Genomic DNA, 24,542 nt, shown 5'->3' with positions numbered 1-24,542 from the left:
TCTCTCATTTACCTGCAGCACGCCAGCGTTTCATCAAATTAATATTCGCTTCCAGGCTCTTCGCCTCAGCCGGATTCCGTTTGCGACTCTTCGCCAGGTAGGGCGCCATATCACTATCGTACATCGCCTCCGCTTCAGGAAAACGACCCCGGTCGTCCGTCTCGAGTTCCCAGTGGGTCAGCAGACATCGCATTTGTGCGACCTGCTGCTTAAATGCCGGGTCGCCAGCCAGATTGTGAATCTCCCAGGGATCTTGAGTCAGATCGTAGAGCTCTTCTTCCGGCCGCGTCTCAGCCAGGTGCAGAGACTGCACCGCATTCAACTTTCCCGCAGCATTTAATTCGCGCAGCACCGGCATGAACGGTTTCCCGTCCTTATATTTACACGGCTGTAGATACGGGCGTTGAGGCAGGTAATTACGGATATACTTGAAATTGCTTTTGCGGATACTGCGGATATGGTCTACGGTTTCATCACAACGGTCGCGGGCTGACACCACATACGCACGCGGCTTTGCCTGCGAACCAAACAGGGGACGTCCCTGCATCCACTTCGGAATTTCGATTCCCGCCAGTGCCAGACTCGTCGCGGAAAGATCAATCTGAGCAATCAGATCATCGCGTACTTCTCCCGCAGGTAAATACTCTGGAGCCCAGACAACAAACGGGATTTTCACCCCTTCCTCATAGAGGAACTGTTTGCCACGGGCATGACTGATGCCATGATCGGTCAGAAAAAAGACAATGGTATTGTCGAGTACATCTTCTTCTTTCAACTGCTGGAGGATGTTTCCCACCTGATAATCGGTGTAGGACACGGAGTTCAAATAGGCAGCCCAGTCTTCGCGGATCACGGGATGGTCCGGGTAGTACGGCGGCAGCGTGACTTCGTCTGCCGTTACGAGCTGTTTCAGACCGGCTTTGACTTCTGCATACCAGCGATCGACATTTCGCAGTTTCCCTCCCTGAAGTTGATACTGCGCAAAGAACGGTTGGCCGGGCGCCCGTTTTCTCCAGTCGAATCCATCATAGAGATCCGCTTTCTGGTAAACGAAGTTGTAATCTTCTTTTCCCGGGCGGGTCCCCTCCGGGTTGGCATTCGTGGTGAAATAACCGGCTGCACGAAACAGCTCAGGGATCGTCTGCATCCCTTCCGGCAAATGAATCTTTAATTCTCCCCGGGAGCTGCGATGATGATGCGCACCAATTGTGGTCTGATACATCCCCGTGATCACCGCTGAGCGAAATGCAGAACAGACCGGAGCCGTCGCATAAGCATTACTGAAGATGACCCCTTCCCGCGCGAGTTGATCGACCTGCGGTGTCTCAACCAGTTTTTCTCCCTGGTAACCAAAGTGACACGACATGTCGTCCACCAGGATCCAGACGATATTCGGCTTTCCCTCTCGCTTTGTACCAGGGTTCCTCACGGACTCTTCCGCCCGCACAGGAAACACCACAATCCATGTGAGCAATAGCAGAAACAGTAAGCCTTTGATGGGAGCGCGCTTCACGTTTACTTCTTTCTGGTCTGACTTCAGAAACAACCACTAATCATTCGGGTTCACAATATTCCGCCAGTCCGGGTAGTTGGGCCGCGCCCCTGCATTCGGACCTCCCTTGACCGGCGGCGGGGGGGGAATGGTCGACAGCGTCTGCTGCAGCATCCCGCGTGCCTTCTCTCCAACAGCTCCGGCCTGGCCTGCGGCGATGTTCTGACTCTCGGTCAGATCGACGGGCACATGGAAGAACCGCCCGTCGCGGTACAGTTTGAAACCCGCGTTCCGTACATACTGATCCCCCTGAAACCGGCCCCAGTAAGGCTGGTAGTGATTCAGTACCCACTTCCGGGGCTCTCCCGCTTGGCCATTGAGCTGAGGCAGAAAACTGCGTCCGTCGATGGGATCGTCTTTCCCCAGCTTGATCCCGGCCATCGCGGCGAACGTGGGATAGAAGTCGGTGAAATCAACCAGATCATCCAGCACCACACCCTGCGGCGTGTGTCCTTTCCAGTACGCGACCAGCGGCACATGCGTGCCCATGTCGGTAGTCGAACCTTTCCCGCCATGAATCGTCTGTCCGTTCCACTGTGAGGTAATTCTGACATTGGTGCCATTGTCGGCGGTAAACAGGATCAGCGTATTCTCCAGTTGGCCGACATCCTCCACCTGTTTAACCAGCTTCCCTACAATTTGATCCAGGTAATTGACCATCGCCACAAAGTTGGCTTTCCGGGCCGCTTTCCCTTTGGGCTGTTTGTTCGCAGCCTGTGTTCGCGGTGCCGATCCAATCGTGTCGGGCGTGGGCACAAACGGATTGTGCACCAGCGTACTCGGATAATAGACAAAGAACGGCTGATCCTTGTTCTTTCTGATGAAGTCACACAGGAAGTCCGACATGATGTCCGGGCCGTACTTCCCCTGGTTGTCTTCAATCGAAAAATATTTGCCGTTCTGTTCCAGCGGCGGGCTCCAGAACCGCTCGCCGCCCCCCTCTTTGACTTTCACCCCCGTCGTCACCTGCCACAGGCAATACTCATCAAAGCCCGCTTTGAACGGCCGCGTATTATCCTTGCAACCTTCCGCCTTGTGATACAGCCCGTTCAACTGCCACTTCCCCGCGATCGCCGTCTTATACCCCGCCGACTGCAGCAGCTGACCGAAGGTTTTCTCATTGGGATTCAGATAGCCGAAATGCGTGTAGTTGCGAAAATTGTATTTCCCCGTCATCAGCTTCACGCGGGACGGCGTGCAGAGCGGCGTGGAATAACAGTTCGTAAACCGGATGCCCTGCTTCGCCAGTGCATCGATGTGCGGCGTCTCGTAATCTTCCGCCCCGTAACTGCTAAAACATTCCCAGCTGACGTCATCCGCCATGATCAGAATAATATTTGGCCGTCGGGCTGTGCTCGCAGACTGGGGAACGGCTGCTGAGGTCGTCTCTGCCGCACAAAACACAAAACACAACATCAATGCAAACTGCTTCATCTCTGTTTCCTGTCCTGTAATCAACGGTCGCCGCGTTTCATTCAGCAGCGACGATTATGAAGAAAGCAATCGTAGTCTGTTATTGCTATGCTAGCTGGAAGCAGTAGACGAGAACAGGAACTTTCCTGTTTTTCATGTCTTTCGTAATTCAGGATCATTCCGCGCTTCACACGGAATCCACGTGAGATGCACAATCAGTGGAGTCAGCCCCCTCAGGGGGCAGCAGCCTCCGTCTCTGTATGCGGTGTAGGCAACAGCGGGAAGATCCGGATCCGTTCATACTCCACCTTCGTAATCTTTTCTCGGTTATTATTCAACGCCCCGACCAGCACACTGTACTTACCGATGTCAAAATCGAGCGTAAATGGTTCTCCACACTGTTTCCCATTTAAGAACACGGTGATCTTGCGGCCTTCGATCAGAATCAGTAACTGATCGATCTGGTTCACCCCGCGGGTCGGTGCTTCTTTCTCCAGTAGTTTGTACCCGGGCATCAACGTATTCTTCCGGTCCCCGAACAGAGAAGCTCGGGCGGCCATTTCCCCATTCTTCAATTCGATGAGAAAACCGATATCTTCAGAAGTATGCAGATTCACCAGCCAGCCGGCACCTTCCAGCAGCTTCACATCCACTTGAATCAGCCCCGATCCGTTCCCGTCGGCCCAGGGCCAGGCACCATCATGGAAACCCGAATTCATCTCGATCAACATACGACCGTTCCGAAAGGTAACATTTGAAACGCCAATCTTGTCCGGACCACGTTTAAAGTCAAACTCCTGAACCATGACCGGCTTCTGTCGCATCATCGCCAGCAGTCGGGCCAGCACGGAATCGGGTTCATTCAGGGGAGGACTTTCGCTGGCAGGTTTTGCCACTGGTTTTTCAACAGGTGGTGCAGTCTGATCCAGCACTTCGATGACCAGCGGTTCGTTCCCGTTTTCCGCAACCACAAAATGAAACTGATCATAGCCTTTGACGATAGTCCCGTTGTGGGTCACTGTCACTTCATGCGGGCCGATCGCCAGTTCGACCTCACCCTGCTTGCCTGAAAATCTGACTCGCTGTTTTCCATCGATGGTCACCACGGCTGACGGATCATCAATCGTCACCTGCACGGTCCGCTCACCGGCACGGAACAAAAGGACGATCGCCCCCAGCAGAAATACGATCGGCAGTGCAGCCGCCAGCAACACCGCCCGACCTGACACAGAACCATTCCGGAAACCAAACCAGTCAGACACCGGTTGCCGCTCCGCTGTCGTAGATGACTTTCGCTTACTTTTGGCTGCAGAGGTCTGTCCTGATTTTTTAAGGAAGGCAGTCAGCGCATCGACGACTTCCTGCATCGACTGATAACGATCGTCCATTTTCTTCGCCAGCATTTTCAGGCAGATCGCTTCGAGTTCGGGTGCCACTCCCTCTACCTGACGGGACGGGGGAACGGGCTCTGCTGTCAGAATTTGTCCGATCAGAACCACGGCTGGTCCCTGGAATGGCAGCCGGCCTGTGAGGAGTTCGAACAAGATGACACCCAGGTTGTAGATATCACTCTGAGGCCCCACTGCATCAAGGTCACCGGTGACCTGTTCGGGAGACATATACGCCGGCGATCCCATCACCATACCGGCAACCGTCAAACGTTCCGCTTCCTGCTTACCCAGCTGACGGGCCAGTCCGAAGTCCATGATTACGGGCTCGTTATCTTCATCCAGCATAATATTCGCCGGCTTAAGATCGCGGTGGATCACTCCCTGCTGGTGTGCCGCTTCGAGCGCCAGGGCCAGCTTGCGCATCACGATCCCGATCTTCCGCTGCGAATTGATTTTCCCCTGGGCGATACAAGTCGCCAGCGGCATCCCGGGAATAAAAGCCATGGAGATGTAACTCACCCCCTCCTCGCACCCGACATCATAGACAGGACAGATCCCCCGATGTCGCAGTGTGGCCGCGGAACGCGCCTCACGATAAAAACGCTCCAGCATCATCTCGGCTGACTCGGAATCATCCAGTCTGGGCACTTTCAACGCCACCTGCCGTTCCAGTTCCAGGTCCTCCGCCAGGTACACGGTTCCCATCGCCCCCTGCCCCAGCACCTTTTCAATCTGGTAGCGACCGAAACGCCCCTGCAACAGCTGGCTCTCTGTACCAGACTCAGAATGACCGCCCTGCCCATAATGGGCCGTCTGCTCTGCCTTCGCATTCCACTCGGAAGCGTAACACTGCTCCGATGCGGTGGGTCCGGCAAGTTTTTCGATCAGTGCCACGTCAGCCAGATAAGCTTCGAGCTCTGCCTGCAGATGCGGATGATCCATCACCAGCTGTTGAGCATCAATTTTCTCCCCCTGGTCGATCTTCCGCATCAGACTGGCAATAATCTGATCCAGATCACCTTCCATCAGCTCGTGCTCTTCCAACATGGTCACCTCGCAGTGAATGGCCCTCAGCATCAGACAGCAACTATTGCCTGAATTTAACGGTCGCTTAACCTGTGTCTCGTTTCTTTCTCTACTTTGAAATGGAGAGATTCTCCCAGGCCCCGGAACCAGAAACTGCCCGGGCCGAATCAGTCATTATGCACAAACGTCTCGCCCATGGAAACCGAATTCTCAGTTCGCAGACCGCGTCCACATCCTTTCAGGCGGAATGCTTCGCGAAACCGGGCGGTGAAATATCCTGTTTTAGAAAAAAAGCCGGAAAATGGCAGGTCGGCAAACGGCATTGATTCAATCGCCGGCACCTGAAACAATGTCCCCACACACTCCCCATCAACTGGTCAACCTGATGCCCGAGGTATACCTTGCGACCTTTCATCTCCCCCTGCTCACTTTTGATTTTGCTTCTCTCCCTGGTCGGCATGTCTGGCTGTTCAGACTCTGCCGATTCCGTAGCCACCGATCCCCCGCTGCCCGTTGCCCCGGCCAGTGACAATCAGGTTCCCGACGATCATTCATTACCGTTAGCTGAGTACCTGGAAGCCGGAGTCCCCGCCCACGATCGCAACTGGACCGGCAGTGACATGCAGCAGGCAGCCGAAGCCCTGGGCAAGCTGACCAAAGAGGACGCTGCGCTGCTCCCGCGTTACCAGAGCCCCCAGTCCGGCAAGCTCTTCGACCGGATCACCTCAGCCGAGAATCTGGACCTGTATCAGAACGAGGGTTCTCCCATCGAGGTCCGTGTGCATGAAGCCATCCTGCTGATGCAGTCCAGTAATCAGATTCTGGTCCTCTATGCCACTGCATTTGCAGACCAGAAAGTCGCCGACAGCGAACTGATCGAAATGATCGGCTCCACTTTGCGTTTATCCGCCACCATTGTGCAGCTCATCAACGAATTTCTGCCCACGCTGGACGAGAAGGATCCCACCTACCCCACGCGCATGGAAAGCCTGGACAACGTGCGAAAAAATCTGGCAACGGTGGTGATCGCCAATCTGAAAGTCCCGACCGAATCACACCTCTATCGCACCTCGGAACTCAAAAGGCTCCTCGGCTACATGCAAGACACTTACCCGGTAATCCTGCCCGCTCTGCCAGAAGCCAGCCGCGCCGAAGCCCTGCAACGCCTGCGGACATTAATCGAAGATCCAGAAATGCAGCACCTGCAGCCCGAACTAAAATCACTGCTCAAAGCCGTCGAAACGTCTGCCGAACAGGCTGAGTCTGCACAGCAGGAGCAACAGAATTAAGTGGCGTCTCATATTTCATTAATCACAGACTTGTGATCTGACGACAGAAGCCCTTCAATACTAATTGAAGTACGACTGGCATTTTATTCTGCTCCAGCAACGCTCATCTCCCTGCATCAGGCTTGAGCAGAATCAAAGTCCCATGAGTGCTGGCAGCCAGCATACCTGTTTTGTCAGCAAGATCGATTGTACCGACAGGAATCCCCAGTTCGATCTCCGCCAGCCGTTTGCCTGTAGAAATCTCCCACACACTGAGCTTGCCTTTAAGAGGAATGCTTTTAACTGGCTGAGGAAGTGCGTTCTTTTTTAAACTGGTGGAAGGTGGAAGAACCAGAAAGCCTCCCCCGGTCGCCAGCAACCGGTTATCACCTGAAAACGAAATCGAACCGACAAAGGTTTCAGTAGGTTGAATCGTATGTAGTTTTTTTGCCTGGTTCAGCTCCCAGATTTCAATTCCCTCCCCTTCATTGATTCCCAGCAGCTGGGCATCGTGGGAAAACTGAATCGGGGTCAGATCTTCGCCAGTTAAAGTAAAGCTATCAATGGTTCGCTTTTCAGAAGTTGATTCTCGAATTTTCCGACGGGAGTACGTCCCATCCAACTGCTCTCGCCAGAGATAAACATCATGGTCCCAACTGACTCCTCCCCCTTCCTCTTGTGTTTTAACTTTACGTGCAAATCCGACCAACTGAGTTGTCTTCCCCGGAATGAACCGAATGGCCCGAACATCCTTTTCTGCAGGCTTCCACAGATGCTTAAAAGTCTTATCCCTGATCTGCCCCAGATAAACTGTCCCCTGCTTTAACAAAGCGAGGGTTTCACCATCCGCAGATAGAGCACAGGGCCCCAGTAACTTATTCCCTGTGTCGAAGGACCAGATTAACTCCAGTCTGGTAAGATCCCACAGGGTAGCTTTTCCATGATCGTGAGCACATAACAGTATGCTGCCGTCACCTGAAATGACTGCTCTATCAGCATATTGCAGAAAAGTAATTGATTTCGCCCCCCAACGGGATCGATCAAGATCATACACATATACCCCTTCCACAGTCACAACTGTAATCCGTCTGTTATCTTCTGAAAAACGGATTACTAAGGCTTGTGGATACTGTTTTCGGGGTATTTTAAGTTCTGAGACAATGGCATAAGAGTGCTTTGTTTTTCCTGAAACCGGCTCTGCTCCCAGAACCAACTGAGCAGACAGCCCCCCCAACAACAGGATCATCATCCAATGGAACCGCATAGATACTCCTGTCTGTCAGAGAAAAACGAACTTGATTACCCCTGATAATCAATCGCACGAATCCGAAACAGACAGCTCTCCATCCCCGAACCATCGGTTCGGCTGCCGTCGCGAACACCGCCGATCTTTTCCACCGCCCGCTGCGAACGAATGTTTTCCGGACCGATCAGAAAGATCACCGAATCCACAAACTGAAATGCGTGCTGCAGCATCAGCTGCTTCATTTCGCCGTTGTACTGTCCGCCCCAGTGCGAACGTGCCAGGAAAGTCCAGCCGATCTCCACTTCGGAGGCACTCTCGTTATATCCGTGGTAGCGTGAAGAACCGATCACGGCACCGGTCGCCTGATCGATCGCCAGCAACGCCCCGCCCGATTCCATCGCGTCCCGGAAGAATTTCTGAAACACCTCCGGCTGGTAACGGTCAGACGCCGGATGCTGTTCCCAGATCAACGGATCAGAGGCGACCGCAAACAATGCGTCATAATCGTCCTCCTGCAGCGGACGCAGTTCCAGCAGCCTGCCGGTCAGTGTGGGTTGTGCCTCGAATACCATCTATCTTACCTCTCTGACTTTCACTCTGATTCAACTTCAAGTTGACAAAAGCATCATAGTGAGACACCTCAGATTCGGATAGACAAAAACAGTCCACAGACGTGTCGGTCGAATTTCGGGATGCTATACTGAAATGAAACAGCGAACGTATCGGACCATCTTCCCCCGTTGATGTTTCGGAGAGCACCCGAGATGAGTACTACCCAGCCCGCCTCCCGCAATCGTTCAGACAACTCACCAGACCTGGAACGGGAAGAACTGGACGCCGTCTTTCAGCAGCTCCAGACATCTCCCCAGGGACTGACCTCCACCGAGGCGGCATCACGCCTGGCACAGTACGGCCGCAACGAACTGGAAGATCACCAGCTCAGCGATCTGCAGAAGTTCCTGCGTTATTTCTGGGGACCGATCCCCTGGATGATCGAAGCCGCCGCCCTGCTCTCCGCACTCATTGGTCACTGGCCCGACTTCGGCATCATCATGGGCCTGCTGATCTATAATGCCGGCTCCGGATTCTGGCAGGAACGCAAAGCCAGCAACGCGCTGGCCGCCCTCAAGGCAGGCATGGCTCCCCGGGCCCGAGTGCTCCGCAACGGCCAATTCGCATCCATCGACGCCGCCGAAGTCGTCCCCGGCGACATTATCCGTATTAAACTCGGCGAAGTACTCGCCGCCGACGTCCGCTTCATTGCAGGTGACTACATCAGCATCGACCAGGCGGCTCTGACCGGAGAATCCCTGCCTGTCAGCAAGAAAGTCGGCGACAGTGGGTACTCGGGCAGCATCGCCAAGAAGGGGGAAATGACAGCCGTCGTCATCGGTACCGGGAACAAGACCTTCTTCGGCCGCACCGCCAGCCTCGTCGCAGCGGCAGGCGCAGAAGCCTCTCACTCCCAGAAAGCAGTAGGCCAGATCGGCGACTTCCTGATTTTCCTCTCGATGTCCCTCGCCTTTGTGCTGATGGGTGTCGAATTTTATCGGCAGGTTGTACTCCGGGATGACTGGCACCTGGAAGAGCTGGTCAACATTCTCCGCATGGTGCTGGTCCTGCTCATTGCCTCCATCCCGGTCGCCATGCCCACCGTTATTACCGTGACCAATGCCCTGGGCGCCCTGGCACTCTCCCAGAAAAAAGCGATCGTCTCTCGACTGGAAGCCATTGAAGAGCTGGCGGGCGTCGACATCCTCTGCTCCGACAAGACAGGCACTCTGACCAAAAACCAACTGAGCCTGGGAGAGCCGATTCTGTTCGCTTCCACCGATCCCCAGGAAGTCATCCGCGCCGGTGCCCTGGCTTCCAAACGGGACGACGACGATCCCATCGATCTGGCGGTCATCGCCGGTCTGCAACAACCGGACACTCTCGATCAGTATCAATTGCAGAAGTTCGTCCCTTTTGATCCGGTCAGCAAACGTACGGAAGCCACCCTGACCGACTCCGAGGGAACTTCCTGGAAATTCACCAAGGGCGCTCCGCAGGTCATCATTGAATTATGTCACCTCGACCCGGATACCCAGCACCGCGGCGAACAGTCCGTGCTCGACCTCGCCGAGCGAGGCATGCGGGCTCTGAGTGTTGCCCAGTCATCGGACGACGGACAGAGCTGGACGTTTCTCGGCATCCTCTCTCTGCTCGATCCACCCCGTGACGATTCCCAGGAGACCATCCGCCGTGCCCAGGAGCATGGACTGGGCGTGAAGATGATTACCGGCGACGACGTGGCCATCGGCAGCGAAATCTGTCGTCAGCTCGGCATGGGCACTCACCTGCAGCCCGCATCCGACCTGTTCACAAAAGAGATGGACATGAGCCACCTCCCCGAGTCGATCACCGCTTGCGTCGAACGGGCCGACGGTTTCGGGCGGGTCTTTCCCGAACACAAGTACGGCATCGTGAAAGCCCTCCAGGACCGTGGGCATGTCGTCGCGATGACCGGCGACGGCGTCAACGATGCCCCCGCCCTCAAGCAGGCGGACTGTGGTGTGGCCGTCAGCGGCGCCACCGATGCTGCCCGCGCCGCTGCGGACCTGATTCTGACCGAACCCGGACTCTCCACAATCGTCGATGCCATCGATGAAGCCCGCAAGATCTTCGAACGCATCATCAACTATGTCCTGTTCCGGGTCACCATGACCCTCGACATCATGTTCGTTGTCGTGCTCTCCACCATCATCTTCGGCTTCTCCCCCTTAACGCCGGTCATGATCGTCTTCCTGGCACTCCTGGACGACGTCCCGATTATGACCATCGCTTACGACAATACGCTGCTGCCCCCGAAACCGGTCCGCTGGAACATGCGACGCCTGCTGTTGATTTCCAGTTTCATGGGGCTGCTCTCAATCGTCCAGACCTTCGGCCTGCTCCTGATTGGCGAGGAATGGATTACGAACCCCGACTGGATGTCCCGCATCAGTCTCAATCACGATCAGCTGCAGACCATCATATTCCTGCAACTTGTCGCCGGGGGACACCTGCTGCTGTTCGTCATGCGTTCGCGGGGCGCATTTTTCATGCCCCCCTGGCCGGCCCTTCCGCTGTTTTCAGCCATCGTCGGCACACAGATCCTGGCCGTACTGATGTGCGGTTTTGGCTGGTTCGTCACGCCCATCCACTGGAAGCTGATCGGCCTGGTCTGGCTCTACATGCTGGTCTGGATGGTTCTGCTCGATCTGGTCAAGCAGGTCATTTATCGCAAAATATCAAACCACGAGAATGGTCGTCCGCCCTGGTATAAACGTTTTTTACACAGTCGCAGCGCAGGTCGAAAATAAGTTTTTGACTCTCACCGCAGCAGCCGTCTGTCTATCAAGGAAAGCACGTCATGGATTACATCAGCAGATTTCGTGTCGAACCGGGCAGCCAGGTCGATCTCTCTAAGATCGATGCCAGCTTTAAAGACCATCACGAATCGCATCAGCACGCCTTGCCCGAAATCGATGCGTATCGCCAAAAGCTCGCCGACCTGCAATACCTGATGTATGCCGAAAACAAACGATCGCTGTTGATCTGTCTGCAGGGCCGCGATGCAGCAGGCAAAGACGGCACCATCAAGCACGTACTGGGGGCCATGAACCCGCAGGGCTGTAAGGTCGCCGCCTTCAAAGTACCCACCAGGGAAGAAGCCGCCCACGATTTCCTCTGGCGTTACCATCGGGCCACACCCGCGAAAGGTGAAGTCGCGATCTTCAACCGTTCGCATTACGAAGATGTGCTGGTCGTTCGCGTGCATAACCTGGTGCCTCAGGATGTCTGGTCGCAACGCTACGCGCACATCAATCATTTCGAACAACAGCTGGCGGACAGCGGGACACACATCCTCAAGTTCTACCTGCACATCGATGCGAACGAACAACTGGCCCGCTTCAAGCAGCGAATCGACGATCCCGCCCGCCACTGGAAAATCAGCGACAGCGATTATTCAGAGCGTCCCCTGTGGGACGAATACACGACAGCCTTCGAAGCCGCCCTCAGCCAGTGCAGCACACCCCACGCTCCCTGGTTCATCATTCCCTCCAATCACAAATGGTTCCGCAACCTGGCAATCTCCCGCATCGTATCCGAAACCCTGTCAGCGCTGGACATGAAGTTCCCGGCCCCCACGGTCGACATCAATGAGATCCGACAGAAGTACCATCAGATTGTGAATCAGGGCCATCAAGAATCATCTTCATCCTGATCGGACAGAAAATCCTGGATTGCGGTTCCGATTGTCAACTCCCGTACGTCGGAGTTGACGCCCCCTCAGATGCAATCCACAATTAGGTTTGACCGTATTATTCACCTCCGTTGGTACTCGCGAGCGCTCAAGCGCAGGACAACTGAATGACCATGCTCCGATTCTCTCCCCTTTCTGCGTTCAGATGCAGCTTCAAATTCACGGCACTGTGGTTGACTCTCTGTTGTCTGATTCTGTCTTCAGAACGTTTGAGTTATGCAACACGCCCGAATATTGTCCTGATCATGGCCGACGACCTCGGCTTCTCGGATCTCGGCTGCTACGGTTCGGAAATCAAAACGCCCAACCTGGACCAGATGGCCAACGAGGGACTGCGATTCAAACGCTTTTATAATGCGGGACGCTGCTGTCCCACCCGGGCCTCGCTGATGACCGGCCTCTATCCGCACCAGGCAGGCATGGGCTGGATGAACCGCAACGATAACCTTCCCGGCTACCAGGGAGAACTGGGTAAGAACTGTGTCAGCATCGCCGAAGTCCTCTCCGCCGCCGACTATCGCTGTTATCATGTCGGCAAGTGGCATCTGACCTATCGCATGCGGGAAGCCAATGAAAACTGGCCCCTGGGCAGAGGCTTTGATCGCGCCTATGGTACCGGCGGTGGGGGCAATTATTTCGCACCCCGTCCGCTCTATGAAGACAATCAGCTGATCAAACCACCCAAAACGGGTTACTATATTACTGATGCCTTCAGTGACCGCGCGGTCGACTATCTGAAAGATCACGCGGAGCAGCACAAAACAGAACCCTTCTTCATGTATCTCGCTTATACGGCTCCTCACTTCCCGCTGCACGCACTTCCGGAAGACATCGCCCGCTATCAAGGACAGTATCAGGGCGGCTGGGATGCCCTCCGCAAAAAACGACACAAGCGCATGCAGCAACTCGGGCTGATCAACTGCCCGCTCTCTCCCCGCGATCCTGACGCCCAGGCCTGGGAGAGTCTCTCGGAAAAAGAGCGCGAGGAATGGGATCTGCGCATGGCCGTCTATGCAGCCATGGTGACCAGCATGGATCGAGGCATCGGCCAGGTCCTGAAGCAAATTGACCAGATGGGTCAGAAAGACAATACCCTCGTGCTGTTTCTCTCCGACAATGGCGCGAGTGCCGAGTACATCGACCGGGGACACCAGCCCGGCGCGATCACCGGTACCCGCGAATCGTTCCGCTGTGCTGAAGTCGGCTGGGCCAACAGCAGTAACACTCCCTTCCGCTTCCATAAAATGTGGGTCCACGAAGGGGGCATCTCCACGCCCCTCATCGTCCGCTGGCCCAACCAGATTCAGCAGACCGGAGGCTGGACCAACCAGGTGGGACACATCATTGATGTGATGGCGACCTGCGTTGACATTTCCGGTGCGAAATATCCCGCCACCAAAAACGATCAGGCCATTTTCCCTTACGAAGGCAACAGCCTGCTCCCTACTTTTCAGCATCCGGAAACAGCAAAGTCTCGCATGCTGTACTGGGAACACGAAGGCAACAAAGCCATTCGCCAGGGGGACTGGAAACTGGTGAAAGAAAACGGTCACAAGTGGGAGCTCTACGATCTGAGCCGGGACCGCAGTGAACTGCATAATCTGGTGAAAAGCGAACCGCAGCGGGTGGAAACCATGTCCCGCGAATGGGATGCCTGGGCCGAACGTGTCGGCGTCGTTCCCTGGGACGATCTGCCTCCCCCCGGCTACAGAAGTAAGGGGCCGGACTTCTACCGCAAGAAATAAGTGCTGGCTGTCCGTCTGCTGTGCCCCTGTCAGGCTCTATACGAGGCGGCGATCACACAGGAAAACAGCAGATCACTTGAATCTGCACGCCCGAAACGGGATAGTTGAAGAAATGTGACCTCAAGGTCGTCCATCAACCGGCTGGTGAGACCGCCACTCCTGCCTGCGTTGGTTTTTCCAACCTTATCAATAGAGAATGTCAGCCTTTCATGTCCACAGTCGCCTCTTCGCCGTTACTGAAACTGCACCCGGAAGATAACATCGCCATCGCCCGTAATTCTGTGGCAGAAAACCAGGAATGTGCGATCTCCGACACCGAGAACGTGACCGCCCGGGAAAGCATCGATCTGGGACACAAAGTCGCCATTCAACCCATCGCAAAAGGGGAACGGATCCGTAAGTTCGGTCAGGTCATCGGTTTCGCGACCTGCGACATCGAACCGGGCGACTGGATTCACAGCCACAACCTGGCAGCAGGCGAACTCAGCCTCGATTACGCGTTCTCCAGCGACGTCCCTGCACCGCCGGCACCTGTTGAGGGGCGGACCTTCATGGGCTATCGCCGTCCGAACGGCAAAGCAGCCACTCGTAACTACCTGGCGATCATCAGTACCGTCAACTGTTCGGCCACCGCATCCAAGTACATCGCCCGGGAACTGGCCCAGACCTCGCTGGCCGACTATCCCAATATCGATGGCATCATTCCCCTGGTTCATAAAGGGGGCTGTGCGATGCAGTATGATGGAGAAGACCACCATCAATTGATGCGGACTCTGGGGGGATTTGCGAAGCATCCCAACATCGGCGCTTATGTCATTCTAGGTCTGGGTTGTGAAACGGGGCAAGGCTCCTTCCTCTCCGACAATGAAGGATTGGTCCAGTTGCAGAACCTGAAAGAGCCTGATCCCATGGAGCCGCTGGTCCTCAACATCCAGGATATCGGGGGGATCAGAAAAACAGTCGACTACGTTTCAGACGTGCTCAAAGACTATTTACCGAAGGTCAACAATGTCAACCGGGAGCCGATCCCGGTTTCCGAGCTCATTCTGGGCACCGAATGTGGCGGCAGTGATGGGAACAGCGGGGTGACCGCGAACCCGGCGCTGGGAATCGCCAGCGACCTGCTCGTCGCTCACGGCGCAACCTCCATCCTGGGAGAAACCTCCGAAATCTATGGCGGAGAACACCTTCTGACACGGCGCGCCATCACGCCGGAAGTCGGTCAGAAACTGATCGACCGCATTAAATGGTGGGAAGAATACACGGGCAAATTCGGAGTGGTGATCGATAACAACCCCTCACCAGGTAACAAAAGAGGTGGACTGACCACGATTTATGAAAAATCACTGGGAGCCATCGCCAAGGGGGGCAGCACCGCCCTGCGTGCCGTCTACCGCTTTGCGGAACCGGTCACCGAAAAGGGCTTCGTCATTATGGATACCCCCGGCTACGACCCCGCCTCCGTCACAGGTATGGTGGCTGGAGGTGCGAATGTGGTCTGCTTTACCACAGGCCGGGGCAGCTGCTTTGGCTGCAAACCGGTCCCCAGCATTAAAATCGCCACCAATACCCCCATGTTCGAACGCATGCAGGATGACATGGACCTCGACGCAGGTCGTATTCTAAATGGCACCTCAGTGGAAGAAGTGGGCCGCGAAATCTTCGAGTTAATCATTGAAGTCGCGAGTGGAAAAAAGACAAAAAGTGAGGCCCAGGGCATCGGCGATGAAGAATTTTGCCCCTGGAGTATTGGTCCGGTGCTCTGATTTCCCGGATTTGAGCAGAATTCCCGCTCCCGTTCGTTCCGGACCTCTTCCAGGAGCGTTCCGAGCGGGTCTTTTGGCCCAGCATTCATCTTAACGTCTTATGAAATAACCAGTTCCCTGGCTTGCTCTATCTCTCGGATCAACCTGGAAATCAGCCAGGCCGACTTTCAAACGCCCGCCACAACTATACATTAAAACACCCAGATGCTTCCTCGATACAACCGCTAGAACTCTTGAAACAGGAAAATTCGGCATCTCCCGAATAATCGCTACAGTTTACCAGAAGCCCTGTCCGATATAACCAGCAACAGACTCCGCGCATTTCCGTTTTAGACGCGCGGATTGTTATCAGGTTTCCGCTGTTTGTTTGTAAGGACGTATAGATGCGGCTTCTTCATTGGCTAGCACCGGTTTTGAGCATCGTTCTGATCTCACACGCATACTCCACAGTACACGCGCAGGGATTTCCTCCAGCTGAAATGCAGACGCGTATGATACAACCTGTATCATATAACCCTGCCAGCTTCCCGGGATATCCCCAGAACGCTCAGGCCATGCCTGCACCCGTACAACCTGGATTCTTCCAGACTGCGGCAGGCAGCAATGGTTATCCGACTCCACCGGGAGTCCCCATGAATGCCGGACCCGAGTCGCCGTTGAGTGCGTTCCCTCGGATCTCGCCGTTCGAGCACCAGTTCCAGCAGCACCGTGTTGATAGTAACGGTCTCTGGTCTTACCGGGCTAGTAATAACGGTAAGCGGCACTTCCTGAGTATGGAAGCGTTGTTCGCCCGTTATCAGAACCCGGGTGGAGCCCTGATCGGTAATGTCGGTACTCAGTCTTACCTGGGCATGGTAGAAGATGAACTCATCGACGCCACAGACGATGAAGTCTTTGATCAATTCAGTGAAAATACAGGACTGCCTTACTTCGATCAGAAGTACTTCAATAATGTACCAAAACTGAATGCTCCCGGTTTCCGTCTCCGCTGGGGCTGGTACAACGATGATGAAAGTGGATTTGAATTCACCGGCTGGTGGATTTCCCAGGCTGATTCAGACTGGTCCGCGATTGAACAATCGACTCACAAACCAAATCCGGCGAATCAGGCCATTATGGATATCCTGCTCTCTCCGCCCAACTTTATAGACCCTGCAGGTACCGGTGTGGTCTCTTCGATCCCTGGTGTGACTACTGCTCAGGTCAACGAAGTGCTGCAGAACGAACTGATGAACCTGGGTGGGCTCCCACTGGATGACGGTACCATTGACGGTGTCACCGTACCTTACGACTTGGATTTCCGAGTCAAATCAGTCAGCCAGGCCTGGGGTACCAACGCCACCTGGTTGTCGACTCCGATTGTAGACAAGAAAGCCCTTAAGGTTCGCGGTCTGGCCGGTGCCCGCTATATGCAGGTACGCGAAGGCTTCAGCTTTGTCGGTCGCGACAGCGGTCTGCTCTACAGTGATGCCACCAACATCGCCGGTATCCGTCCTGACCTGAAACTCTTCTCGCTTCCCACCGGAACCGACGAAAACCAGGACGGAATCGTGGACAACGCAGGGGTTGTTGAAGATGACAGTACTGGTGGGGGAACCACGGGTACCTCAACCGCCTTCTTCGTTGCTCCTGTTGACCCGGTAACTGGTCAGCCCGTTCAGCCCTACACCACCTGGGTCAACAACACCGTTGATACTCATCTGGCTGGTCCTGAAATTGGTTTCCAGTTCGATCTCGGTGGCGACAAGTTCAAGATCTGGGGTCAGACCAAAGTCGGTATCATGGCCAACCAGGAAAAGATTAAATTGAACGGTAACAACGTCGGTATGGGCATTCGGGCCGACCCGGATGACATCGATCGTCCCAAGGCTCTGATCGACCCGACCCCGGCAGATCCAAACCCGAACGCCTTCAGCGATTCACAGACTCATACCCACGTTTCACCCATGTTCGAACAGTCGATCTTCATGGAAATGGCCATCTTCGACAAGGTGCCTGTCCTCAAACGCATGAAAATGCTGGAAGAAGCGAAACTGAAAGTGGGTTACACCTACATCGTTGCCGGCGAAATCGCCCGCCCTTACGACAGCATCCGCTGGCAGGGTATGCCGACCCGCGGCCTGTTCCCCTCGATCGATGTCGAGCGTGAATCATGGAGTGTCGGTACCTGGAGTGTCGGTCTCGACTGGCTCTACTAAAATCGGATTGAATTAACGAACCATCTCAAACGGTCGAGAATCACTCTCGACCGTTTTTTTATGCGCCTGACACTCGCTGCAGCCCGACCGCTCAATCCAGACGCTTGAGTATCACATCTCCCCGCGTACTGTTGTCGCCGGGATAAACACGATCGGCTCCCTCTTCCTGAAACCAGATATCCAGCATGCCGGTCCCCGCCTGCAACTCGAAACGGGCCGAGGTCTGATCTGCCGACAGAAATTCATGGGATCGCCCCCCCTGCCAGTTGACAGTCAACTTGCCCGGTTTGGTATCAGCGCCCCGCTGAATTTCCACCTCATAGCGTCCGGGAGTCTCTACCTGAACCATCCAGCCCTCTGAAGTTCCTTGCGTGAAGGTTCCATCCTGGTACCGACATAAGGTGGTGGGGTTCTCTTTGCCGCTGTTGATCACAATCAGTCCCGGCTGAAAATTGCGGGACTGTTTCACATCAGCAAACCAGCGTTCATAGTCCTTCCGTAAACCAGCGACGATGTCGGGCTCTGTGGAGATCAGATTCTTCATCTCCCCGGGATCGCTGGTCAGATCGTACAGTTCCAGTACCGGTTCGGCATCGCGCATCAGGTTTTCTTCTCCGAAGGTGCCGGGATACCCCACCAGTTTGTACCGTTGTGTCACTACGGCACAGTTTTGATAACGCTGCGGGGTCAATCCTCGATGTACCTGGAAGAACAGTTTCCGCTCAGGCAGTGCCTTGACTTTCCCCGTCAGCAGGCCAGTCAGATCGATGCCATCCAGTTTTAATGATTTCGGTTTTGGGGTCCCCGTCATGTCGAGCAACGTGGGCAGAAGATCGATGTGTGCGGCGATCTGAGCACTCTGTGTCCCCGCAGGAATATGTCCGGGCCAGGTCGCCACAAACGGCACGCGGATCCCCCCTTCATAAACCCACGACTTCCGCCCTCTCAACCCCGCGGTATAACGTTTCTGCTGAGGACCATTGTCGCCCAGAAAGATCAGGATCGTGTTCTCTTTCAGTTTGGTCTGATCCAGATGTGCCATCAGACGTCCCAGATTTTCATCGAGGTTTTCCACCATCCCATACACGCGGGCCGTCGTTTCATCCAGTCCCTGCTCTTGATAAGGCTTCCAGTAGGAGTCCGCAATTTCGAGTGGCGTGTGCGGGGCGTTGGTCGGCAGATAGACAAAGAATGGTTTCCCCGCCTTGGTCTGTCGATCCATGAACTCCAGGGCAGCGTCAAAAAACAGATCTGTGCAATAGCCCTTGCCCTGCTCTCGCTGACCGTTCTTCCACAACCAGGGATCAAAATAGCTGTTGGGTTTGTCGGGAGCCTGACCGATGCCGCCACTTCGATGCACCAGCGACTCCGCAAATCCCTGATCCTGCGGCCGCATCGGATAATTGTCCCCCAGATGCCATTTTCCGAAGATGCCCGTCGCGTAGCCTGCTCCCTGCAGCAGCTCGGCCAGCGTGGTCTCCTCTCCGTACATCTTCGCACCTCCGCGAGAGGTGTGTACGACTCCCGATCGATAGTAATAACGTCCGGTCATCAGACTGGCCCGGGTCGGCGCACAAACCGGACTGCAGTAGAAACGTGTCAGCTCCATTCCCTGACGGGCCAGATCGTCCATGTGCGGTGTGCGGATCTGCGCGTTGCCATGAAAGCCGACGTCTCCGTAGCCCTGGTCATCGGTCAGCAACAGAATCACATTTGGCTGTTTTCCCTCTGCTGCAATCCCCTTATGTGAGAACCCGCAGATCAGGAAAACCAGCAGACCACACGGAATCAGTCCCCGGTTTCTCTGTAACAGTGCTCGCAGCATCACGTTCCCCTTCACACGCTAAGCAATATCAGCGAGACCACTTACCCCCATTCAAGCTTAAGAAAGCACGCGGGCAGGCGACGCTGGTTGAAAAAACAGTTGTCCTCTTCGGCCTGAAATCATACGATAGAACAAAGCCAATCGTGTGACTCGGGAGGACGTACTGATGAATCGTAAACTGATCTGCCTGTTGATGTGCTGCGGAATGCTGGCTCTGATGAGTCTTCCCGCTCACGCACAGGTCCTGCGAATTCAACAACCCATCGTACAACAATTCTCGGTGGGAACAACAGTCACCGTGCCGGATCGAGGTACCGCTCTGTTGGGAGGCGTCAGTTCCGGACGGATCCACTCCCGCCAGGTTGGCCCTTTTCGTCGTGGCTCAATTTATGGACAGGAATTCCAGAGCACAACCAGCAGCGTCAGCGTCTATATTCACGACTTCGAAGCCATGGACCGTTACCTGCTTAACTCCGCTCCGCGCAGTATTCGTGAAGCAGCCGCCCATCCCAGTGATCACTGGCGCGATCAACTGCATGCCCCTGTGGCGCACAATCAGCCCGGCTCCTCAATCGCGCGAGAAAAGCAGGCTGCGTCGCAAGCCAGAACACAGGCCAAAGCACAACGGTTTTATGAACTGGGGAAGCAGGCCGAACAGAAACATGCCACGTCGAACATCGCAATCCTGCACTACACCGCCGCCGCCAAATATGGCAGCCTGCCGGCACAACAGCGACTCAAGGAACTGAAAGCCGAGTCGACCTCGATTTCAGCGACAGAGTGATCTCTGGCAGTGATGATGCTTTGAGGGGACCTAGGCGGCTTCTTCGTCGGCAAAGATGCGATTTGGCAGATTCACTTTCGCGTAGCGTTCGCCACGGGCATCGTAGAAATAGATCATGTTGGAGTCAGAAGCCCAGATGGCTCCCAGGCGAACCGAACGGGGACCGTTAATCGAAAACTGAAGTCCACATCCCCGACCCCGGCGTTGTAAAGCCATTTCAGACATCGTGAACTGCTCTTCAAGCAGGTTCTCTTTTTCACACAGTGTTTTGTGGATGTACTGACGTAGATCGTTAAGTGACTGGATATTATCGACACTGATGCTCATGCACGCTACCTCTTGCAAAGATTCTCGTTCACCTGTTTTTTCAGGTCTCTTCCCTGATTGTCAAAGGGGACCATTCTCGAATCGACAGGTTGACCTCACGAGTATCGTCCAACCGCAGAGGCATCTGTCACAAGAGTTTGTGTGCCGTTGTCTTTGTTAAAATTTGAGAAGATTATGGAGTTCCACTATTCGTTATCAGGACGGACTTTTTCCCTGTGCGATCCGCATTTTTAGAATTCCGACTGATGAATGACACAGCTGGCAATTCACTTAAGTCGTTTCCTGCCCCCTCAGAGGCATGGAATACCATGCCGCTTTTATCTAACCGGAACACTCCTGCTACATTGAAGTGCCCTGCTCAACGTGGTTGCCGGGCTGCGTACTGATTTTTCTGCTCAACAGGAAAAATCGGACGATTCACTAAATTTACCGGATCTGGATTTGTTTGTATGATGAAGGTCAACGTCAGCTTTACATCAGTTATGGCATGTAAATTTGCTCATTCAAACATCCATTAACATAGAGGGTCATCAGAAGTGCCTGTTATCTCTGCCGAGTCGCTGCAAAAATTTACCGAAACGCTCATGCTCAAAGGCGGCGCCACTGAAGAAGAAGCGCGCATCGTTTCCAAAAGCCTGGTCGACGCCAACCTGCTGGGGCACGATTCCCACGGCGTGATGCGTCTTCCGTTCTACATGGGCCGTGTCAAAGAAGGCATTCTCAAAGCCGGTGAAACTCTGAAGATCCTGAACGAAACACCGGCTGCAATCAACGGCGACGGCGGCTGGGGATTCGGTCAGACCGTGATGCATGACCTGATGAATCGCCTGATCGAAAAAGCGGGCAACCTGGGTGTCTCTGTCGGAACCCTGAAACACGCTTCGCACATCGGCCGCCTGGGAGAATACGCGGAAATGGCTGCCGCCAAAGGCATGGCATCCATCATCTGCGCCAACACACACGGCTCCGCCCCCCGCGTGGCGCCAGTGGGAGGCAAGCGTCCCCGTCTGGGAACCAATCCGATCTGTATCGGCATGCCCGGGGGAGAAAAAGGTCCCTTCGTACTCGACTTCGGCACTTCTGCCACTGCAGAAGGTAAAGTCCGCATCAAGAAAATTGCCGGAGAACAGGTTCCTCCCGGCCTGATTCTGGATCCGGATGGCAATCCCACTACCGACCCCAACATGCTCTACGGCGATCCTCCAGGGACAATCCTTCCCATGGGCGGCGATCAGGCCTACAAAGGTTTCGGTCTGTCCTTCATGGTCGAAATGCTCTGTGGTGCCCTCTCGGGTGGACAGTGTGCCTTCCCTGATCCTCCACCACCAAAGGGGAACTGTGTGTTTGTGGTCGTGATCGACCCGACTCACCTGGGTGGTCAAAATCACCTGTTGAACGAGATTACCAATCTCGAAAAGTATGTCCGCAGCGTGCCTCTCAAGGACGGCGTTACAGAAGTCTTTCTGCCGGGCGACCCGGAAAAGAAAACCGCTGCCACCCGTAATGAAACAGGCATTTCCCTCGATAAAGGGAACTGGGAAGCACTGACCAAACTGGCTGAAGAACTCGACGTTCCCGTTCCGGAAGTCCAGGACTGATCAGCCATCGATGACACAACAGCCTCGCGAATTGACCAGACAGTTCGTGAGGCTGTCTGATTTCAATCAGCCGACAAACCGGGAGCTTTAGCCATGGCGAATGAAATGGATCCGAATTCGAACCAGCCCGCTCCCGAGCAGGATGCGCGGCTCTATGTGCCCATCAATGATGCGGAAAACATCACGATTTTCGTGAAAACATCCTCGTCCAAGGAGTACTGCTTCTCCAAGTTTCCGGGCGAGGATCATTTCCACCTGCTGATGCACGGCGAGATCGTTGTCACCAACGGTCACGACCTGTATTGCGTCGACTGTGCCCTTCGGCACGGCTTTTTGACCCGCGATCGCCTCAACTGGCAACATAAGTCCCGCAGTTAGAACGCTGGCGATCCAGGTATCAATCAGACATTAACGGGGAGTACCGTCGTCGCTTTCAGATAATCGGACGCAAATTCGTCATCTTCGGATACATGCTGTACCATATGCTCGGCTTCAGACCACCACTCGGATGCCTGGGCCTGGGTCCAGCTATTGACCTGTAGCTGTTCCAGAGCCTCCAGCAGTTCGGCAGAGTTCTGGTAACGATCGTCCGGCTTCTTCTCCAGGCATTTCATAATGATCTCTTCCAGTTCAGGAGAGACCTCCGGATTCAGTTCCCGCAACGGTTTCACGGCCTGGCTCGCATGGGCGAACATCACCTTCAAAGCGTTATCCCCTTCAAAGACCGGTTTCCCGGTCAGCAGGTAATAAGCGCTCGCCCCCAGTGAGTAAATGTCGGACCGCGGTCCGGGACTGCCATCTCCGGTGACCACTTCAGGACTCGTATACAGCGGAGATCCCACCACGGCCCCTTCCATGGTTAACTCCAGCGAAACGTCATCGGTACGATGATACTTCACCAGACCAAAGTCGAGCAGTTTGGCCACATCGAACAGACCGCCACGCTCGGCTGAGAAAATGTTCCCCGGCTTGATATCGCGGTGAATCAGTCCCTTCTGATGTGCTTCCGCCAGGGCAGAACAGACCTGTCTGAGCAGGTACACAACCCGCTCCTGGGGCAGAGGTCCAAACCGCTCCACGATTTCCTGCAGGTTCAGTCCGGGCAGGAATTCCATCGCATAATAGAATGTCCCCTCTTCGGTATGCCCGTAATCGTAAATCTCAATTGTGTTCGGGTGCGTCAGGCCAGCGGTCGCCTGTACTTCGCTTTCAAACCGCAGCAGGACGTTTTCGTCATCGACCTTATCCCGCCGAATCAGCTTGATCGCACAGGGACGCTTCAGCAACCGATGCTCGGCCAGATAGACTTCGCCCATCCCGCCACTGCCAATCTGCTTGCGGAGCGTGTACATCCCCACGCTTTTCAAGTCGAAGGCTTCACGCCTCAAACTGTCAACCCGATGCGAACCATAGACGGCAGTGCTCCCGGCAATCAGCAGCAGGATGATTATCTCCGACAAACCGCCGCTATACAGTACTTCTGACACCTGAGGCACCTGCATCCCGGTCATGATCGCGCCCACAATCGGGCTGATGACCATCAGGCTCACCACCGAGATCACTCCCTTCAGCGAATTCGGTATAAAGATCCCGTAAGTGAAGATTAGTATCACCCAGGGGAATGCGGTTCTCAGGGGAAATTCAAAAGCGACTTTACCCAGTAAAACCGGATCGCAGGCGCAGAGCTCACTGAAGTGCCACCAGATGAAAAAACAGGCAGGTGCACCGAAAGTGATCGCTTCGCAGATCCGCAGGCGGTATTTACAGAGGCAGGGCTTCCACCACAGAAAGGCGGAGACGGAGAATAGAATCACCGCCAGAACGCCATCCAGCAGCAGCATCTGACTGTCGTGGGGGTTCTTGTACTCACCCAGCCAGAAACCGCGGATCAGGAATGCAGTTGCCCCCAGGCCTAACAGCAGGGAAGCCATCCGCAGACGCTGGAGCAGCAACGTTCGTCCCTGCTCCTGAAACATACTGCCTGAACCGCGAGAGACGACCCCGGCATGCGGACAGAATTTGCCGGCATCTTTTCTGATATCCTTGGAAATCAGAGTAGGCATCGATTGCGTGTTAGCAGCAGAATGGGGTGTTGGTTTTGAACTCATCCTCAAA

Annotated in this window: 18 protein-coding genes; 9 read left to right on the top strand and 9 right to left on the bottom strand. The window is 54.8% G+C overall.

The window, feature by feature from the left end:
- Positions 1-4 precede the first annotated feature (4 nt).
- The 4 genes from RID21_RS10910 to RID21_RS10895 form a co-directional block, all read right to left on the bottom strand.
- Entirely contained in the window at positions 5-1,513 is a 1,509-nt protein-coding gene (locus tag RID21_RS10910; RefSeq protein WP_350188836.1) for a sulfatase family protein, read from the bottom strand.
- Positions 1,514-1,549: 36 nt separating this feature from the next.
- Entirely contained in the window at positions 1,550-2,986 is a 1,437-nt protein-coding gene (locus RID21_RS10905) for a sulfatase family protein (RefSeq protein WP_350188834.1), read from the bottom strand.
- Between the two features lie 212 nt (positions 2,987-3,198).
- Positions 3,199-5,403: a serine/threonine protein kinase gene (locus RID21_RS10900; RefSeq protein WP_350188832.1), complete on the bottom strand. Its 2,205-nt coding sequence runs from the start codon at positions 5,401-5,403 to the stop codon at positions 3,199-3,201.
- A 146-nt stretch (positions 5,404-5,549) separates the two neighbouring features.
- Positions 5,550-5,741, bottom strand: coding sequence for a hypothetical protein (locus tag RID21_RS10895; RefSeq protein WP_350188830.1), 192 nt, complete (start codon positions 5,739-5,741; stop codon positions 5,550-5,552).
- Between the two features lie 99 nt (positions 5,742-5,840).
- On the opposite strand from RID21_RS10895, the gene RID21_RS10890 reads away from it, so the two are divergent.
- Entirely contained in the window at positions 5,841-6,671 is an 831-nt protein-coding gene (locus RID21_RS10890; protein WP_350188828.1) for a hypothetical protein, read from the top strand.
- Between the two features lie 103 nt (positions 6,672-6,774).
- Here the strand turns inward: RID21_RS10890 and RID21_RS10885 are convergent, their stop codons facing one another.
- Positions 6,775-7,914 carry a WD40 repeat domain-containing protein gene (locus RID21_RS10885; RefSeq protein WP_350188826.1) on the bottom strand — a complete coding sequence of 380 codons (1,140 nt, stop codon included), beginning with the start codon at positions 7,912-7,914 and terminating at the stop codon, positions 6,775-6,777.
- 35 nt (positions 7,915-7,949) lie between these two features.
- On the bottom strand, positions 7,950-8,468 hold the full coding sequence (locus RID21_RS10880; protein ID WP_350188824.1) for a GNAT family N-acetyltransferase: 519 nt from the start codon (positions 8,466-8,468) through the stop codon (positions 7,950-7,952).
- A 192-nt stretch (positions 8,469-8,660) separates the two neighbouring features.
- On the opposite strand from RID21_RS10880, the gene RID21_RS10875 reads away from it, so the two are divergent.
- The 5 genes from RID21_RS10875 to RID21_RS10855 all read left to right on the top strand — a co-directional run bounded on the left by RID21_RS10875 (position 8,661) and on the right by RID21_RS10855 (position 17,893).
- The gene (locus RID21_RS10875; protein WP_350188822.1) at positions 8,661-11,240 is read left to right on the top strand and encodes a plasma-membrane proton-efflux P-type ATPase; all 2,580 of its coding nucleotides are present in this window, start codon (positions 8,661-8,663) and stop codon (positions 11,238-11,240) included.
- 50 nt (positions 11,241-11,290) lie between these two features.
- Positions 11,291-12,145, top strand: a complete 855-nt coding sequence (locus RID21_RS10870; protein WP_350188820.1) for a polyphosphate kinase 2 family protein — start codon at positions 11,291-11,293, stop codon at positions 12,143-12,145.
- A gap of 146 nt (positions 12,146-12,291) precedes the next feature.
- Positions 12,292-13,929, top strand: coding sequence for an arylsulfatase (locus RID21_RS10865; RefSeq protein WP_350188818.1), 1,638 nt, complete (start codon positions 12,292-12,294; stop codon positions 13,927-13,929).
- 209 nt (positions 13,930-14,138) lie between these two features.
- Positions 14,139-15,695: a UxaA family hydrolase gene (locus tag RID21_RS10860; protein ID WP_350188816.1), complete on the top strand. Its 1,557-nt coding sequence runs from the start codon at positions 14,139-14,141 to the stop codon at positions 15,693-15,695.
- Between the two features lie 554 nt (positions 15,696-16,249).
- On the top strand, positions 16,250-17,893 hold the full coding sequence (locus RID21_RS10855; RefSeq protein WP_350188814.1) for a hypothetical protein: 1,644 nt from the start codon (positions 16,250-16,252) through the stop codon (positions 17,891-17,893).
- 91 nt (positions 17,894-17,984) lie between these two features.
- Here the strand turns inward: RID21_RS10855 and RID21_RS10850 are convergent, their stop codons facing one another.
- The gene (locus RID21_RS10850) at positions 17,985-19,718 is read right to left on the bottom strand and encodes an arylsulfatase (RefSeq protein WP_350188812.1); all 1,734 of its coding nucleotides are present in this window, start codon (positions 19,716-19,718) and stop codon (positions 17,985-17,987) included.
- Between the two features lie 166 nt (positions 19,719-19,884).
- Here RID21_RS10850 and RID21_RS10845 point away from each other — a divergent pair, with 166 nt between their 5' ends.
- Positions 19,885-20,502, top strand: a complete 618-nt coding sequence (locus tag RID21_RS10845; RefSeq protein ID WP_350188810.1) for a hypothetical protein — start codon at positions 19,885-19,887, stop codon at positions 20,500-20,502.
- A 30-nt stretch (positions 20,503-20,532) separates the two neighbouring features.
- Here RID21_RS10845 and RID21_RS10840 read toward each other — a convergent pair whose 3' ends face one another.
- Positions 20,533-20,829 carry a hypothetical protein gene (locus RID21_RS10840; RefSeq protein WP_145041735.1) on the bottom strand — a complete coding sequence of 99 codons (297 nt, stop codon included), beginning with the start codon at positions 20,827-20,829 and terminating at the stop codon, positions 20,533-20,535.
- 536 nt (positions 20,830-21,365) lie between these two features.
- Here RID21_RS10840 and RID21_RS10835 point away from each other — a divergent pair.
- Complete coding sequence (locus tag RID21_RS10835; RefSeq protein WP_155366838.1) at positions 21,366-22,427, top strand: Ldh family oxidoreductase; 1,062 nt, start codon at positions 21,366-21,368, stop codon at positions 22,425-22,427.
- Between the two features lie 93 nt (positions 22,428-22,520).
- Positions 22,521-22,805: a hypothetical protein gene (locus RID21_RS10830; protein ID WP_228030387.1), complete on the top strand. Its 285-nt coding sequence runs from the start codon at positions 22,521-22,523 to the stop codon at positions 22,803-22,805.
- A gap of 23 nt (positions 22,806-22,828) precedes the next feature.
- On the opposite strand, the gene RID21_RS10825 is transcribed toward RID21_RS10830, so the two are convergent.
- Positions 22,829-24,535, bottom strand: coding sequence for a serine/threonine protein kinase (locus tag RID21_RS10825; RefSeq protein ID WP_350188808.1), 1,707 nt, complete (start codon positions 24,533-24,535; stop codon positions 22,829-22,831).
- Positions 24,536-24,542 lie beyond the last annotated feature (7 nt).

Origin of the sequence: Gimesia sp., from assembly GCF_040219335.1 — a bacterium.
In the GTDB taxonomy this organism is placed as follows: Bacteria; Planctomycetota; Planctomycetia; order Planctomycetales; family Planctomycetaceae; genus Gimesia.
Note: the sequence above shows the minus strand (reverse complement) of the source record. Positions and strands in the feature narration are given on the sequence as shown.